We start from the raw sequence: 13,410 nt of genomic DNA, 5'->3' as shown, positions 1-13,410 counted from the left end.
AGTACGTCGAGCTTGCCATGATGAAAAAGTCATACAGGCCCCATGCCCTGGCCTGCCTGTCCCTGGCGTTCCTGCTGATTTCCGGGTGCGCCAACGTCAACTTGCAATCCCACATTGCCCAGTCGCCGGCGGAGGCTCTGGACGTGGCCGCCCAGGAAAGCGACCGCGAAGCGGCTCAACGCTATCTGCTGCGCATGGCAAGCCGGTTCCAGGAACAAGGCAATCACGTCGCCGCCCGCACCGTGCTGCGCAGCAGCCAGCTACAGTCACCGGTCGACACCGTGCGCCTGCAGGCGTGGCTGCTGTCCATGGCCAGCGCGGTGGCGCTGGACGATGCCGGCTGGGCCGGGGAACTGGCGGCACAGATGTCACCCGATACCTTCACGGGTTACCCCGGTGACTTGATGGCCCGGGCAGCCAACCTCCAGGCACAGACCTATACCCTGGCCGGTCGTCCCCTGGACGGTGCACAGACCCTGATTCTGTTGGCCCAGGCCGATCCGGAGGCCGACGTTCAGGCCCTGCACGATCAAATCTGGCAAGCCCTCAAGCGGGTGCCGGAGCCCCGTCTGGCCGAGGCCAGTAGCCAGGCCATCGGCTACGAGTCCCAGGGCTGGCTGGAGTTGGCGGCCCAATTACGGCAGCCCGGCCTAAGCCTGGACGACCAGGGACGAATAATCCGGCGCTGGCAGAACCACTGGCCCGGGCATCCCGCCGCCCAGGTGTTGCCCTCGGAGTTGCAGCTGATCGCGGGACTGGCCGCCAGCCGGCCGGAAAAAATCGCCCTGGCCCTCCCCCTGGATGGCGCCTTCGCCAGTGCAGGCAAGGCCATTCGCGACGGCTTCCTCGCGGCGTACTATCTGGACGCCTCCGCGGACCGGAGCAAAACAGACATCCGGGTGTTCAATACGGCCACCCGTTCGTTCGCCAGTCTCTACAGCGAACTGGCCAGCCAGGACTTCGATCTGATTGTCGGCCCCCTTGAAAAGGAGGCCTTGTCGGCCGTCGCCGGCATGAATACGCTACCGGTTCCGGTGCTCGGCCTGAATTACCTGCCAGAAGGCACCGTGGCACCAGAGGGGTTGTATCAGTACGGACTCTCCGCCGAGGACGAAGCCCGCCAGATTGCCGACCGCCTGTCCCAGGAACACCTGAATCAGGTTCTGGTGCTCATCCCCCGGGGCGACTGGGGAGACCGGGTGGAGAAGGCCCTTCTCTCCCGCCTGCGCGAGGACGGTGGCGCGGCTCTCGATGTCGAGCGATTCTTCCGGGAAGACAATCTGCGCACGGTGACCGCCGACGTGTTGGGCATCACCGCCTCACGGGAGCGTGCGATCCAGGTGGAGCGCACGATCGGAGTGAATGTTGAATTCGAGCCCAGGCGCCGCCAGGATGCCGACGCCATCGTCATGGTGGCCGAACCGACGGTGGCCCGCCAGTTCAAGCCGCTGTTCGCCTTCTATTTCGGCGGCGACTTGCCGGTCTACGCTCCGTCCATTGTTTACGAGGGCACCCCCAACCCGGCCCGGGACCGAGACCTGAACGGCGTCACCTTCACCGACATCCCCTGGGTGTTGGCGGAGCAGGATGCCTTGCGGCGGCAAGCCCAAGCCCATCTCAGCGGCACCCACGGCCAGTTGGGGCGCCTGTTCGCCATGGGTGCCGATGCCTGGCAGCTGAGCAAACGCCTCCCCCTGCTGCGACAAGTCGACGGCGCCGCCATCGACGGTCAGACCGGGCGCCTCACCATGACTCCGGACGGCCGCGTGCACCGGGAGCAGCTCTGGGCCCGATTTGAAAATGGGCGACCGAAGCTGCTCACCCCGACGCCGGAGGAGCCGGCGGCAACGGACTAGACAGCCCAAACGCCATGGAAGGCAAACGGGAGCTCGGAAACCACTACGAAGGCGTAGCCGCCCGCTACTTGCAAAGCCGGGGCGTGAGCATCATTGCCCGCAACGTCTACAACCGGGGTGGCGAAATTGACCTGATTGGCAGGGACGGTGACACGCTGGTATTTTTCGAAGTTCGCTTCCGCGGCGCCGGAAGCCTGACCAGCCCATTGGATTCCATAACCCGCAGCAAGACACGGACGCTTGTTCGCGCCGTTTCCTACTACCTTCATCGCCACGGCCTGTGGAACCAGCCCAGCCGTATCGATGTCGTAGGTATAATGCCCGGCACCGCCAAAAAGTACCGGGTACAGTGGATCAAGAACGCTATCCAGGCAGAGTAACAGGCAAGATGACAGAGACCGAACAGCAAATCAGTCAGTGGTTTGCCACGCACATGGAACAGACCGCCCAGGCAGCGTCCACGGTGGTGAGCCCGATCGAACCGGTAGCCGACGCATTCGTCCAGGCCCTGCTCCAGGACGGCAAGATCATCACCTGCGCCAATGGCAGCGCCAACATCCTGGCTCAGTACTTCTGCACCACTCTGCTCAACCGCCTGGAGCATGACCGGCCGGCCCTCCCGGCCATCAATCTGGGAGCCGACGCCACCACCTATTCCGCCATCTGCCGGGACAACCGGTTTAACGATACCTTCTCACGCCAGGTCCGGGCACTGGGGAAACCGGGCGACCTGCTGTTCGTGATCGTAGACGATGGCCACAAGGCCAACTTGATCCAGGCCATTCAGGCCGCTCACGATCGGGAAATGCAGGTGGTGGTGCTCAGTGCCCGGGAGAAATCAGACATCACCTCCCTGCTGCACCCGGAAGATCATGAAATCGCCCTCAGCAACCTCCCCCCATCGGATGCGGCCCCATTGCTGTTGCTGATCGTTAACATGCTGTGCCGACTGGTGGACGCCAAGCTGTTCGGAGGATAAAAAAATGCCAGGGATATCCCTGGCATTTTTTCTACTTGACCACTTTCAGGGTGGGCCGCCCGGATGGGCGTTCCTCGGGCACGCCGGCATTGCGCCCTACGTCCCGCTCCCTGGACCCCGGACCACCGGGATCCGGCGTTCCAGGCTCGCTGCCGAAGACCATGCCTTCCCCGTTCTCCTTCGCGTAGATGGCCATAACGGCCTGGAGCGGGATGAATACCTGCATCGGCACACCGCCGAAGCGGGCACTGAATTCCAGCGCGCTGTTGCCGATAACCAGCCCGCGAACCGCGCCCGGGCTGATGTTGAGCACGATCTGACCGTTCGCTACATGCTCGGCCGGCACCTGAACGCCCTGAACGCCGGCATCAACAACGATATACGGCGTGCAGTCGTTATCCAGGATCCATTCGTTGAAGGCGCGAACCAGATAGGGCCGGCTGGATGTCATGGCGATTTTACTCTCTGCCACTGCCTGTCTCCTCCCCCGGTGACGGGATTCCGGAAGTTCAGCTGCGGATATCCTCTTCCAGATCCGAGAGGCTTGCCTTGAAGCTTTCCCGGCCGAAGATGTTGTCCATGTATTTAAGGATAGGCTTCGCCTGCTTTTCAGTCAGCTCGATGCCCAGCGCAGGCAACCGCCAGAGAATGGGAGCGATGCAGCAATCAACAATCGTGAACTCTTCCGACAGGAAATACGGCATTTCGGCAAACACCGGCGCGGTCGCCAGCAGGCTCTCCTTCAGTTCCTTGCGGGCGGACTCGGAGGCTTTTGCGTTGGGCTGGGCCAGGATCTGGTCCACCAGACCACACCAGTCACGCTGAATCCGGTGAATCATCAGACGACTGTTGGCCCGGGCAACCGGATACACCGGCAGCAGCGGCGGATGCGGGAAACGCTCATCCAGGTATTCCATCATGATGTTGGGCTCATAGAGCACCAGATCCCGGTCCACCAGTGTCGGCAAGGCATTATAGGGGTTGAGGTCCGCCAGTTCCTCGGGCGGATTGTCGGGGTCCACGTCGACGATATCAACGGTCACGCCTTTCTCGGCGAGAACGATGCGAACTCGATGGCTGTAGTGGCTGGCCGGATCGGAGAAAAACGTCATTGATGACCGCTTGGTCACAACGCCCATAGAACTACCTCACGAGTAAACAAACCGAAATAACCCTGAACAAACGCAAAAATCCAGCGGGCCTCGAGGCCCGCTGGAGCTTTCATAAGAAACGGGATTATATCCTATTTCTTAATGTACGTCTTTCCAGTACTCACGATTGAGCAGGTAGGCGAAGATAAAGAAGATCGCCACGAAGATCAGTACGAAGATCCCCAGACGCTCCCGCTCTTCCTTCACCGGATCCCCCATGTAGGAGAGGAAGTTGGTCAGGTCATACATGGCCTGATCGAACTCCGCCTCGGTCATGGAGCCCTCAAGCGCGTACTGCGGGCACAGCTCACCGTTTTTCACATTGCCGCTGAGCGGCTCCACGGTCGCCTTGACACCGATGTTCGGCTCAACTGCACACAGACCCTGCAGGTCAACCAGCACGTGGGGCATACCCACATTAGGGAACACGACATTGTTAACCCCCAACGGGCGGGTATCGTCCTGGTAGAATCCGCGCAGATAGGAGTAGATCCAGGATTCACCACGCAGGCGCGACTCCAGCGTCAGATCAGGTGGCGGCGCACCGAACCAGCCTGCAGCCATTTCCTTGTTCATGGCATTCTTCATCAGCTCACCGATCTTGGCACCGGTGAAAATCAGATTTTCCTTGTACAGGTCTTCCGGAATCTCCAGATCCTCTGCCACCCTCTTGTAGCGGGCATACTCCAGAGAGTGGCAACCCATGCAGTAGTTGGTGAAAAGAGCCGCACCACGCTGCAGTGAAGCCTTATCGGAGTGGTCTGTCTCGATATGGTCCAGAGGAACAGTGCCACCGGCTGCCAGCCCGAGTGCTGGCAGGACTGCGATGAAAAGACCAAAAATCAGCTTTCTCATTATCCTGTCACCCTCTCTGGTACTGGCTTGGTTTTCTCAATGCGCGTATAGAACGGCATCAGAATGAAGTAGAGGAAGTACACTACGGTCAGGATCTGGGCGACCATGGTGCGCCCCTCGGTCGCCGGAACCAGGCCAAGATAGCCCAGGATGACGAAACTGATCGCGAACAGTACCAAGGCAATCCGGCTCAGCCAGCCCTTGTAGCGAATGGAGCGCACCGGGCTGCGATCAAGCCATGGCAGCACGAACAGGATGGCAATGGCGCCGCCCATCACCACCACGCCCCAGAACTTGGCTGGCAGGCCGAAGAGGTCGACAGTCACTGCGCGCAGCATGGCGTAGAAGGGCGTGAAGTACCAGACCGGAGCAATATGCGCGGGCGTTTTCAGCGCGTTGGCCGGTTCGAAGTTGGGCTTCTCAAGGAACAGGCCGCCCATTTCCGGGAAGAAGAACACGACCAGGAAGAACACGAAGAAGAACACAGCCACACCCAGCAGATCATGCACGGTGTAGTAGGGGTGGAACGGGATGCCATCTTTAGGGATGCCATTCTCGTCCTTGTTCTTCTTGATCTCGATACCGTCTGGGTTGTTGGAACCCACCTCGTGCAGGGCCAGAATGTGCAGGACCACCAAACCAAGCAGCACGATCGGCAGGGCCACCACATGCAGCGCAAAGAAGCGGTTCAAGGTAATGCCGGAGATCAGGTAGTCGCCACGAATCCACAGCGACAAGTCGTCACCAATCACTGGGATGGCACCGAACAGGTTGACGATAACCTGGGCCCCCCAGTAGGACATCTGCCCCCACGGCAGCAGGTAGCCCATGAAGGCTTCCGCCATCAGGACCAGGTAGATCAGCATACCGAAGATCCAGATCAGTTCCCGCGGCTTCTGATAGGAGCCATACATCAGACCACGGAACATGTGCAGGTACACCACGATGAAGAAAGCGGATGCGCCGGTGGAATGCAGGTAGCGCAGCAGCCAACCCCACTCCACGTCACGCATGATGTATTCAACGGAGGCGAAGGCACCTTCTGAGGACGGGTTGTAACTCATGGTGAGCCAAATGCCGGTTACCAGCTGGTTCACCAGCACCAGCATGGCCAGAGAGCCAAAGAAGTACCACACGTTGAAGTTCTTCGGCGCGTAATACTTGGCCAGGTGTTTGTTCCAGGCGTCAACGATCGGCAGACGCTCGTCTACCCACTGAATCAGTTTTTGCATTACGCAGCCTCCGGATCAAGACCAATCGTGAGGGTCGAGTCGTCATCGAAACGATACGGCGGCACCTCAAGGTTCAGGGGAGCGGGCTGCGCCTGGAATACCCGGCCCGCCAGGTCATAGCGAGAACCGTGGCACGGACAGAACAGGCCTCCCAGCCAGTTCTCGCCGAGATCGGCCGGCGCCACTTCAGGGCGGTAGGTGGGTACACAACCCAGATGGGTGCACAGGCCAATATAGACGCCGTACTCCGGGTTCAGGGCCCGGAACTCACCTTCGATATAGGGCGGCTGCTGAGGAGATTCCGACTCGGGGTCTTTCACTCGCTCGCTCAGTTTCTTGATGTTTTCCAGCATTTCCGGGGTACGGCGGATGATCCAGACCGGCTTGCCTCGCCACTCGACGGTCACTTGCTGGCCTGGCTCAATCTTGCTGATGTTGACGGTTACCGGTGCACCTGCTGCTTCCGCCTTGGCACTGGGATTCCAGGATGCCACGAACGGGACAGCTGCACCGACGACGCCGACTCCACCCACCACGGACGTAGCGCCGATCAGGAACCGGCGCCGGCCTTGGCTCACGTCGCCATTACTCATTATGGTTTTCTCCCATCAGGCGATGTCACAGCCCGCCCAAAAGCCGGCAATGTGCATCTTAAAAGGACTTCACAACCCAAAAATATAAGCGCCCAAATGGTAATTAAATTGCTAAGGGCTTACAAGTCGGAAAGCCGCCCGGCAAGGCGCGGGCCTGCTCCAGATCAAATTTGCCCCACCCGGCGCCGGGCATAAAAAAACCCGGCCATGGGCCGGGTTTTTCCATCCTGAAACCAGGATCAACGCTTGGAGTACTGCGGACGCTTCCGCGCCTTGCGCAGACCCACTTTTTTACGCTCAACCTTACGAGCGTCGCGGGTCACGTAACCGGCCTTGCGCAGCGCCGGACGCAGGGTCTCATCGTAGTCCATCAGGGCACGGGTCAGACCGTGACGGATGGCGCCGGCCTGGCCACTGATGCCACCACCCTTGACGGTGATGCTGATGTCAAAGCGATCCGTGGACTCGGCGACCACCAGCGGCTGACGCACGATCATCCGCAGGGTTTCGCGACCGAAGAAGTCATCGATGGAACGACCATTGATAGTGATGTTACCGCTTCCCGGCTTGATGAAAACCCGAGCCGTGGAGGTTTTGCGGCGACCAGTACCGTAATTTTGTGCTACAGACATATCCGCCTTCCGTTAAATGTCGAGTTCTTTGGGCTGCTGGGCTGCGTGAGGATGCTCAGCGCCTGCGTATACTTTCAGCTTCTTGAACATGGCACGGCCGAGCGGGCCTTTCGGGAGCATGCCCTTAACGGCCTTCTGGATGATTTGCTCGGGAGCCTTGTCAACCAGCTTTTCGAAGCTGATGGACTTGATTCCGCCCGGGAAGCCGGTATGGCTGTAGTACATCTTTGCAGATGCTTTCTTGCCGGTCACCTTCACCTGACTGGCGTTGATTACGACAATGTAGTCACCGGTGTCCACGTGAGGGGTGTACTCAGGCTTATGCTTGCCCCGCAGACGACGGGCGATTTCTGTTGACAGACGGCCCAGCGTCTTGCCGGCTGCGTCTACAACGTACCAGTCACGTTTTACAGTTTCTGGTTTCGCACTCAGAGTCTTCATTGATTCCGCCTTGAACGCTAAAAATAAACGTTAAAAACCACCACCGGCCAACGCTTGGCGTCCGGAGGCGGTTCGCACCATTTTTTGTCGGCAGTGGCACCATTCGGGGCTGAGATAGTGACATCGCCTTGAAAAGCCAGGGCGCGAAGTATACTCGAAGACCCGACGAAAGCCAACCCCGCCAGCGGGGGCTTCGTCATTCCCCTATATCGTCCGGAAGCCCCAGGTCCTGTCGTTGCCAGCCATAGAGTTCACAGGCATTGTCCAGCAGCCGTGGTGCCAGGGCTTCGGCAGATTCCCCCCGCAGCTCGGCCAGGGCCGCCAGAATCTTCGGCAGCCGGGCGGGCGAATTTTGCCCCCGTTCGACACCGGCCGGCGCCATGTCGGGGGCATCCGTCTCCAGAACCAGTGCGTCGACGGGCAGGCGGGCGATGGCGTCCCGGGTTTTGTGGGCCCGCGGGTGGGTGATCACGCCCCCCACACCGATGCGACACCCCAGGCCCACCAGCCGGCACGCCTGCTGGTAGCTGCCGGCGAAGCCATGCACCAGAGCCTGACCGGACCAGTGCCGCCGGCGCAGAACCGCAGCCACCTGATCATGGGCCTTCACCGAGTGGATGACCAGGGGAAGCCGAAGACGGGCGGCCAGCACCACCTGCTGTTCGAACCAGGGCTCCTGTTCGGCCAGATCGCCCCGAAGCCGGTCCAGACCACACTCCCCCAGTCCGACACAACGCGCCGGGCGGCGACACAGCCGCTGTTCCAGAATGGCCAGGTCACCCGGCTCATGCTCCTGTACGAACCAGGGGTGGATACCCAGGCAATACCAAGCGCCCGGAAGCGACTCCGCCACCGACTGCACCCGGTCCCAATCCGCTCGACGGACGCCGGCCAACACAATGGCAACGACACCCTGTGCCCGGGCCTTTGCCAGCTCCCGCGCCCGGGTCCCCTCGAAATGGGGAACGTCGAAATGGCAGTGGGCATCCACCAGCTGCATGGCTGGCCCCTCCCGTCAGTGCTCCCGCGTCTTGTGAAAGCGTACCTCAGGGTAACGCTCCTGGGCCAGACTCAGGTTGACCATGGTCGGCGCGATGTAGGCCAACCGGTCAGCCCCGTCCAGAGCCAAGTAGTCGTTGTTCTTGCGGGCGAATTCGTCAAGCTTGCGGGCGTCATCACAGGTTACCCAGCGGGCAGTCGCCACATGGATCGGCTCGTAAACCGCATCGACTTTGTATTCGCTTTTCAGGCGGCTCACCACCACATCAAACTGCAACACCCCCACAGCCCCAACAATCAGGTCGTTGTTCTTGAGCGGGCGGAACACCTGGACTGCCCCCTCTTCAGACAGCTGGATCAGGCCTTTCTGCAGCTGTTTCGCCTTCAGCGGATCCTTCAGGCGAATCCGGCGGAACAGCTCCGGCGCGAAGTTGGGAATACCGGTGAACTTCATGTCCTCGCCAGCGGTAAACGTATCCCCTAACTGAATGGTGCCATGATTGTGCAGCCCGATGATGTCACCGGCGTAGGCTTCCTCGGCGTGCTCCCGGTCTCCCGCCATAAATGTCAGCGCATCGGCGAAACGGACCTCCTTACCCAGGCGGACGTGGCGGGCCTTCATTCCCTGCTGGTATTTCCCGGAAACGATCCTCAGGAAGGCAATGCGGTCGCGGTGCTGGGGATCCATATTCGCCTGAATCTTGAACACGAACCCGGAAAACCCGGCTTCCGTCGGCTCGACCCGGCGGACATCGGTCTCCCGCGCCTGAGGCGCCGGCGCCCACTCGACCAGGCCGTCCAGCATGTGGTCGACCCCGAAGTTACCAAGCGCGGTCCCGAAAAACACCGGAGTCAGCCGGCCAGCCAGGAACGCATCCCGGTCAAACTCATGAGAGGCCCCCTTGACCAGCTCTATCTCATCGCGCAGATCCGCCGCATAGCTGCCCAGCACCTCGTCCAGCTGTGGGTTGTCGAGCCCGGCCACCACCCGCTTTTCCTGAATGGTGTGGCCCTGGCCGGACTGATAAAGGATGACCTCGTCCCGCAGCAGGTGATAGACCCCCTTGAAATTCTTACCCATGCCGATCGGCCAGGTGATCGGGGCACAGGCAATCTTCAGCACCTCCTCGACTTCGTCCATCAGCTCGATCGGATCCCGGGTATCGCGATCCAGCTTGTTCATGAACGTCAGGATCGGCGTGTCCCGCAGACGAGTGACGTCCATCAGCTTGATGGTCCGCTCCTCGACCCCCTTGGCACTGTCAATCACCATCAGGCAGGAGTCCACCGCCGTCAGGGTCCGGTAGGTGTCTTCGGAAAAGTCCTCGTGGCCCGGCGTATCCAGCAGATTGACCAGCGCACCGCCATAAGGAAACTGCATCACCGAAGTGGTAACGGAAATCCCCCGTTCCTTTTCCATTTCCATCCAGTCCGACTTGGCATGCTGGCCGGACTTCTTGCCCTTGACCGTGCCGGCCTTCTGAATGGCCTGGCCAAACAGCAGCACTTTTTCGGTAATCGTGGTCTTACCCGCATCCGGGTGTGAGATGATGGCAAACGTCCGGCGTTTGGCCACTTCCTGGGAAAGATTGGACATAATCAGAATGGAACTCTAGGTCTGCGGATTTGCGAAACCCGGTATTATAGGGGGCAGGCACCGGGCAGTGAACAGGAATCCAGGGACAGGGCCATTACCCGCGCATCCTCGCGGCCGGATGCCGCCGGATAATAGCCCTTGCGCCGCCCGATTTCCCGGAACCCCTCCTGTCGATACAGGCGGTACGCCGCGTCATTGCTCTCCCGGACCTCCAGCAGAACCTGCACCATGCCTTCGGCCCGGGCCCGGGCCAGCACATGACGAAGCAAGCAACGGCCTCCGCCGAGCCGGCGCTTGTCGGGAGCAACACACAGATTCAGCAGATGTGCTTCGTCCACCAAATAGTTGACGATGGCATATCCCACCAGGCCCAGCTCCTCCGACAGAGCCCAACACCGGTAACTGTCCTTGAAACAGTCCTGAAATACACCTTCCGACCAGGGATGGGAATACGCCAGACGCTCGATTTCGAGCACCCGGGGCAAGTCGGCCAAGCTCAGTGGACGAATGGCCAAGCCGGTCGCGGCCACATCCCGATAGCAACCCCCCCCCGACATCAGCACGCGACCAAGGGTTTCAAACGTTGCCACAGGGCGCGTTTCAGGGCCGGCTGCCCGGCAAGCTCGGCCAGGGAATGGGGGAAGACCAGCGAGGGGCTCCAGTTTCCGGCCCGGGCCAGCCAGTGCCCCCCCTGGCCACCATCGGACCATTCCGGGAGTCCCAATAACAGCAACCGGCGTCCGGATACCGGCTCGAGCAGGCTGCCCACAATTGCAACCAGGTCCTCGACCTGGCAACCGGGTACCAGCGGGTTATTGAACACCGGCCAATGCACCGGTCCATGCCCCTCGGGCGCCTCTTCCCCCAGGCTTGCCAGAATGTTGACGGCCAGGGTTTCCTGCAGCCGGAGACTGGTCTCATCCGACAGCTTGGCCAGCAATGCAAAGCGCTCTCCGAGCCAGAGCTGAAGCTGCAGGGGCTGGGTGGGTGCCAGCGTGCCGGCTTCAGTGCTGGCATCCGGCACCGGCGCACGTTCCGGCTCGGGGCGCGCCGGCTCCGACACACGCCCGGTTTTCCCCGAGTCCAAGGCTGCCGGGGACGGTTTCATGACTCGGTTCGCTGCGCGCTTCCCTTCCGTCACCAGCGACTGCAGGTCGGCAACACGAACGGCAGCCGCACCCCGGGTTTGAGCGGGTGCAGGCTCTGGCAAGTCGGAAGGCGCCGACTCCAACCAGGGCCGGACCTCGGTCTCCGCCGGAAACTGGAATTCCGGACTCGGAGCCGCGCCGGCCAGGGGCTCGCGTGCATACCACATCCGGATACCCGCGACCCCCAAATAGAACTGGCGCTCTGCTTCGGTCAGTACCATAGCCGTGCCACCGCCTCAGACATCCGCGATTTGCGGATGCTGCCGAATGCCCTCCCGGCTTATGAGGTTGAGGGCTTCGATATACGCCTTGGCGGAGGCAATGATGATGTCCGTGTCCGCACCGACACCATTGACGATTCGCCCTCCCCGCTCCAGACGCACCGTAACTTCGCCCTGAGCATCGGTCCCGCTGGTGATGGCATTGACCGAATAGAGCTGCAGCGTGCAGCCGGAATCCACCAGGGACTCAATGGCCTTGAAGGTGGCATCCACCGGACCGCTGCCTTCAGCCTCCACCGTATGCTCCTTGCCGTCGACGGTCATGGTGATGCTGGATCTCGGTACCACGCCGGTTTCAGAGCATACCCGCATGCACACCAAACCGTAGCGGCCTGCTTCTTCTTTCTGTCGGGTGTCACTGGCAATTGCCTGGAGGTCCTCGTCAAAGATTTCATGCTTGAGATCGGCCAGCGCCTTGAAACGCGCGAAGGCTTCATTGAGTTCGGTTTCGGTTTCAAACTGAATACCCAGTTCCAGCAGCCGGGTGCGAAAGGCGTTGCGGCCGGAGTGCTTACCCAACACCAGGCTGTTGGTATGCCAACCGACATCTTCGGCGCGCATGATTTCATAGGTCTCGCGATGCTTGAGCACGCCATCCTGATGGATGCCGGACTCGTGGGCAAAGGCGTTGGCCCCGACGATGGCCTTGTTAGGCTGAACCGGAAAACCAGTGATGGTGGAAACCAGCCGGGACGCAGGAACAATGTGGCGGGTATCGATGCGGGTATCGAGATGGAACAGGTCCTGACGGGTACGAACGGCCATCACGATTTCCTCCAGGGAAGCGTTGCCCGCGCGCTCGCCCAGACCGTTGATCGTGCACTCCACCTGCCGGGCACCCTGAACCACCGCCGCCAAGGAGTTGGCTACGGCAAGGCCCAGATCGTTATGGCAGTGTACCGAGAAAATCGCTTGGTCAGCGTTGGGCACCCGGGTCATGATTTGTCGGATGGTGTCACCGAACTGCTCCGGAATGGCATAGCCCACGGTGTCGGGAATGTTAATGGTCCGAGCACCGGCGGCGATTGCCGCCTCGATGATTCGGCACAGGAAGTCGAGTTCGGAGCGCCCCGCATCCTCGCAGGAAAACTCAACATCATCCACGTGTCCACGAGCACGCTTGACCGCCCGGACCGCTTGCTCAATCACCGCCTCCGGCTCCATCTGCAGCTTGTATTTCATGTGAATGGGCGAGGTGGCAATGAAGGTGTGAATACGCCCCCGTTCCGCTGGGCGAATGGCCTCGGCGGCGCGGTCGATATCCTTGTCGAGCGCCCGGGCAAGGCTGCATACGGTGGATTCCCTGATGTTCTCGGCGATGCTCTTCACCGCCTCGAAATCGCCCTGGCTGGCGATCGCAAACCCCGCTTCAATGACATCCACTCGAAGCTTCTCCAGCACTTTGGCGATACGGAGCTTCTCGGCCTTGTTCATCGTTGCACCGGGACTCTGCTCACCGTCGCGCAGGGTGGTGTCGAAAATCACGAGGTGGTCGGTTGCGGACATCGGAGCGCCTCATCAGGGTTGTGGTTACGTGTCGGACCAGTATATCACCGAAACCAACGAAAAAAGCCCCGGCAGCATACGCTGTCGGGGCTTGTTGATTAGGAGCCTGACGATGACCTACTCTCGCATGGGCCATGCCA

General features: G+C 60.8%; 15 protein-coding genes. 3 read left to right on the top strand and 12 right to left on the bottom strand.

The genetic code is table 11. From position 1 onward, the window contains the following. Positions 1 to 17 precede the first annotated feature (17 nt). Genes BTO32_RS13240 through BTO32_RS13230 form a run of 3 tightly spaced genes read left to right on the top strand, consistent with a single transcriptional unit; the run spans position 18 to position 2,835 of the window. Positions 18 to 1,856, top strand: coding sequence for a penicillin-binding protein activator (locus BTO32_RS13240; RefSeq protein ID WP_076725126.1), 1,839 nt, complete (start codon positions 18 to 20; stop codon positions 1,854 to 1,856). Positions 1,857 to 1,870: 14 nt separating this feature from the next. Further along, positions 1,871 to 2,236 carry a YraN family protein gene (locus BTO32_RS13235; RefSeq protein ID WP_076725125.1) on the top strand — a complete coding sequence of 122 codons (366 nt, stop codon included), beginning with the start codon at positions 1,871 to 1,873 and terminating at the stop codon, positions 2,234 to 2,236. Positions 2,237 to 2,244: 8 nt separating this feature from the next. Continuing rightward, positions 2,245 to 2,835 carry a D-sedoheptulose-7-phosphate isomerase gene (locus tag BTO32_RS13230; protein ID WP_076725124.1) on the top strand — a complete coding sequence of 197 codons (591 nt, stop codon included), beginning with the start codon at positions 2,245 to 2,247 and terminating at the stop codon, positions 2,833 to 2,835. 31 nt (positions 2,836 to 2,866) lie between these two features. Here the strand turns inward: BTO32_RS13230 and BTO32_RS13225 are convergent, their stop codons facing one another. The 12 genes from BTO32_RS13225 to BTO32_RS13170 form a co-directional block, all read right to left on the bottom strand. After that, positions 2,867 to 3,286, bottom strand: a complete 420-nt coding sequence (locus BTO32_RS13225; RefSeq protein WP_217904786.1) for a ClpXP protease specificity-enhancing factor — start codon at positions 3,284 to 3,286, stop codon at positions 2,867 to 2,869. 58 nt (positions 3,287 to 3,344) lie between these two features. Next, entirely contained in the window at positions 3,345 to 3,974 is a 630-nt protein-coding gene (gene sspA, locus BTO32_RS13220) for a stringent starvation protein SspA (protein ID WP_076725122.1), read from the bottom strand. Positions 3,975 to 4,085: 111 nt separating this feature from the next. Further along, complete coding sequence (locus BTO32_RS13215) at positions 4,086 to 4,841, bottom strand: cytochrome c1 (protein ID WP_076725121.1); 756 nt, start codon at positions 4,839 to 4,841, stop codon at positions 4,086 to 4,088. Then, positions 4,841 to 6,073, bottom strand: coding sequence for a cytochrome b (locus tag BTO32_RS13210; RefSeq protein ID WP_076725120.1), 1,233 nt, complete (start codon positions 6,071 to 6,073; stop codon positions 4,841 to 4,843). Before BTO32_RS13210 ends, BTO32_RS13215 begins: the two co-directional genes overlap by 1 nt. Beyond that, the gene (gene petA, locus BTO32_RS13205; protein WP_076725119.1) at positions 6,073 to 6,666 is read right to left on the bottom strand and encodes a ubiquinol-cytochrome c reductase iron-sulfur subunit; all 594 of its coding nucleotides are present in this window, start codon (positions 6,664 to 6,666) and stop codon (positions 6,073 to 6,075) included. Before petA ends, BTO32_RS13210 begins: the two co-directional genes overlap by 1 nt. Before the next feature lie 239 nt (positions 6,667 to 6,905). Continuing rightward, complete coding sequence (rpsI, locus tag BTO32_RS13200) at positions 6,906 to 7,298, bottom strand: 30S ribosomal protein S9 (RefSeq protein WP_076725118.1); 393 nt, start codon at positions 7,296 to 7,298, stop codon at positions 6,906 to 6,908. A 12-nt stretch (positions 7,299 to 7,310) separates the two neighbouring features. Next, a complete protein-coding gene (gene rplM / locus BTO32_RS13195) occupies positions 7,311 to 7,739 on the bottom strand; it encodes a 50S ribosomal protein L13 (RefSeq protein ID WP_076725117.1) in 429 nt (142 codons plus the stop codon). 196 nt (positions 7,740 to 7,935) lie between these two features. Beyond that, positions 7,936 to 8,739: a TatD family hydrolase gene (locus BTO32_RS13190; RefSeq protein ID WP_076725116.1), complete on the bottom strand. Its 804-nt coding sequence runs from the start codon at positions 8,737 to 8,739 to the stop codon at positions 7,936 to 7,938. A gap of 15 nt (positions 8,740 to 8,754) precedes the next feature. Then, the gene (prfC, locus tag BTO32_RS13185) at positions 8,755 to 10,335 is read right to left on the bottom strand and encodes a peptide chain release factor 3 (protein WP_076725115.1); all 1,581 of its coding nucleotides are present in this window, start codon (positions 10,333 to 10,335) and stop codon (positions 8,755 to 8,757) included. Positions 10,336 to 10,379: 44 nt separating this feature from the next. Continuing rightward, positions 10,380 to 10,892 carry a ribosomal protein S18-alanine N-acetyltransferase gene (gene rimI, locus BTO32_RS13180; RefSeq protein ID WP_076725396.1) on the bottom strand — a complete coding sequence of 171 codons (513 nt, stop codon included), beginning with the start codon at positions 10,890 to 10,892 and terminating at the stop codon, positions 10,380 to 10,382. Next, on the bottom strand, positions 10,892 to 11,704 hold the full coding sequence (locus BTO32_RS13175; RefSeq protein WP_076725114.1) for a hypothetical protein: 813 nt from the start codon (positions 11,702 to 11,704) through the stop codon (positions 10,892 to 10,894). The genes rimI and BTO32_RS13175 overlap by 1 nt, the downstream gene beginning before the upstream one ends. 15 nt (positions 11,705 to 11,719) lie before the next feature. Next, positions 11,720 to 13,270: a 2-isopropylmalate synthase gene (locus tag BTO32_RS13170; protein ID WP_076725113.1), complete on the bottom strand. Its 1,551-nt coding sequence runs from the start codon at positions 13,268 to 13,270 to the stop codon at positions 11,720 to 11,722. Between the last annotated feature and the right edge of the window lie 140 nt (positions 13,271 to 13,410).

The organism is Marinobacter lutaoensis, assembly GCF_001981305.1.
Classification (GTDB): domain Bacteria; phylum Pseudomonadota; class Gammaproteobacteria; order Pseudomonadales; family Oleiphilaceae; genus Marinobacter; species Marinobacter lutaoensis.
The sequence above is the reverse complement of the archived record's forward strand: the minus strand, read 5'-3'. Positions and strand labels throughout refer to the sequence as shown.

Excerpts from the sequence above, each read along its gene's own strand:
- BTO32_RS13240 (WP_076725126.1), top strand. The coding sequence starts at position 18 with ATGATGAAAAAGTCATACAGGCCCCATGCCCTGGCCTGCCTGTCCCTG.
- BTO32_RS13235 (WP_076725125.1), top strand. The coding sequence starts at position 1,871 with ATGGAAGGCAAACGGGAGCTCGGAAACCACTACGAAGGCGTAGCCGCC.
- BTO32_RS13230 (WP_076725124.1), top strand. The coding sequence starts at position 2,245 with ATGACAGAGACCGAACAGCAAATCAGTCAGTGGTTTGCCACGCACATG.
- BTO32_RS13225 (WP_217904786.1), bottom strand. The coding sequence starts at position 3,286 with ATGACATCCAGCCGGCCCTATCTGGTTCGCGCCTTCAACGAATGGATC.
- sspA (WP_076725122.1), bottom strand. The coding sequence starts at position 3,974 with ATGGGCGTTGTGACCAAGCGGTCATCAATGACGTTTTTCTCCGATCCG.
- BTO32_RS13215 (WP_076725121.1), bottom strand. The coding sequence starts at position 4,841 with ATGAGAAAGCTGATTTTTGGTCTTTTCATCGCAGTCCTGCCAGCACTC.
- BTO32_RS13210 (WP_076725120.1), bottom strand. The coding sequence starts at position 6,073 with ATGCAAAAACTGATTCAGTGGGTAGACGAGCGTCTGCCGATCGTTGAC.
- petA (WP_076725119.1), bottom strand. The coding sequence starts at position 6,666 with ATGAGTAATGGCGACGTGAGCCAAGGCCGGCGCCGGTTCCTGATCGGC.
- rpsI (WP_076725118.1), bottom strand. The coding sequence starts at position 7,298 with ATGTCTGTAGCACAAAATTACGGTACTGGTCGCCGCAAAACCTCCACG.
- rplM (WP_076725117.1), bottom strand. The coding sequence starts at position 7,739 with ATGAAGACTCTGAGTGCGAAACCAGAAACTGTAAAACGTGACTGGTAC.
- BTO32_RS13190 (WP_076725116.1), bottom strand. The coding sequence starts at position 8,739 with ATGCAGCTGGTGGATGCCCACTGCCATTTCGACGTTCCCCATTTCGAG.
- prfC (WP_076725115.1), bottom strand. The coding sequence starts at position 10,335 with ATGTCCAATCTTTCCCAGGAAGTGGCCAAACGCCGGACGTTTGCCATC.
- rimI (WP_076725396.1), bottom strand. The coding sequence starts at position 10,892 with ATGTCGGGGGGGGGTTGCTATCGGGATGTGGCCGCGACCGGCTTGGCC.
- BTO32_RS13175 (WP_076725114.1), bottom strand. The coding sequence starts at position 11,704 with ATGGTACTGACCGAAGCAGAGCGCCAGTTCTATTTGGGGGTCGCGGGT.
- BTO32_RS13170 (WP_076725113.1), bottom strand. The coding sequence starts at position 13,270 with ATGTCCGCAACCGACCACCTCGTGATTTTCGACACCACCCTGCGCGAC.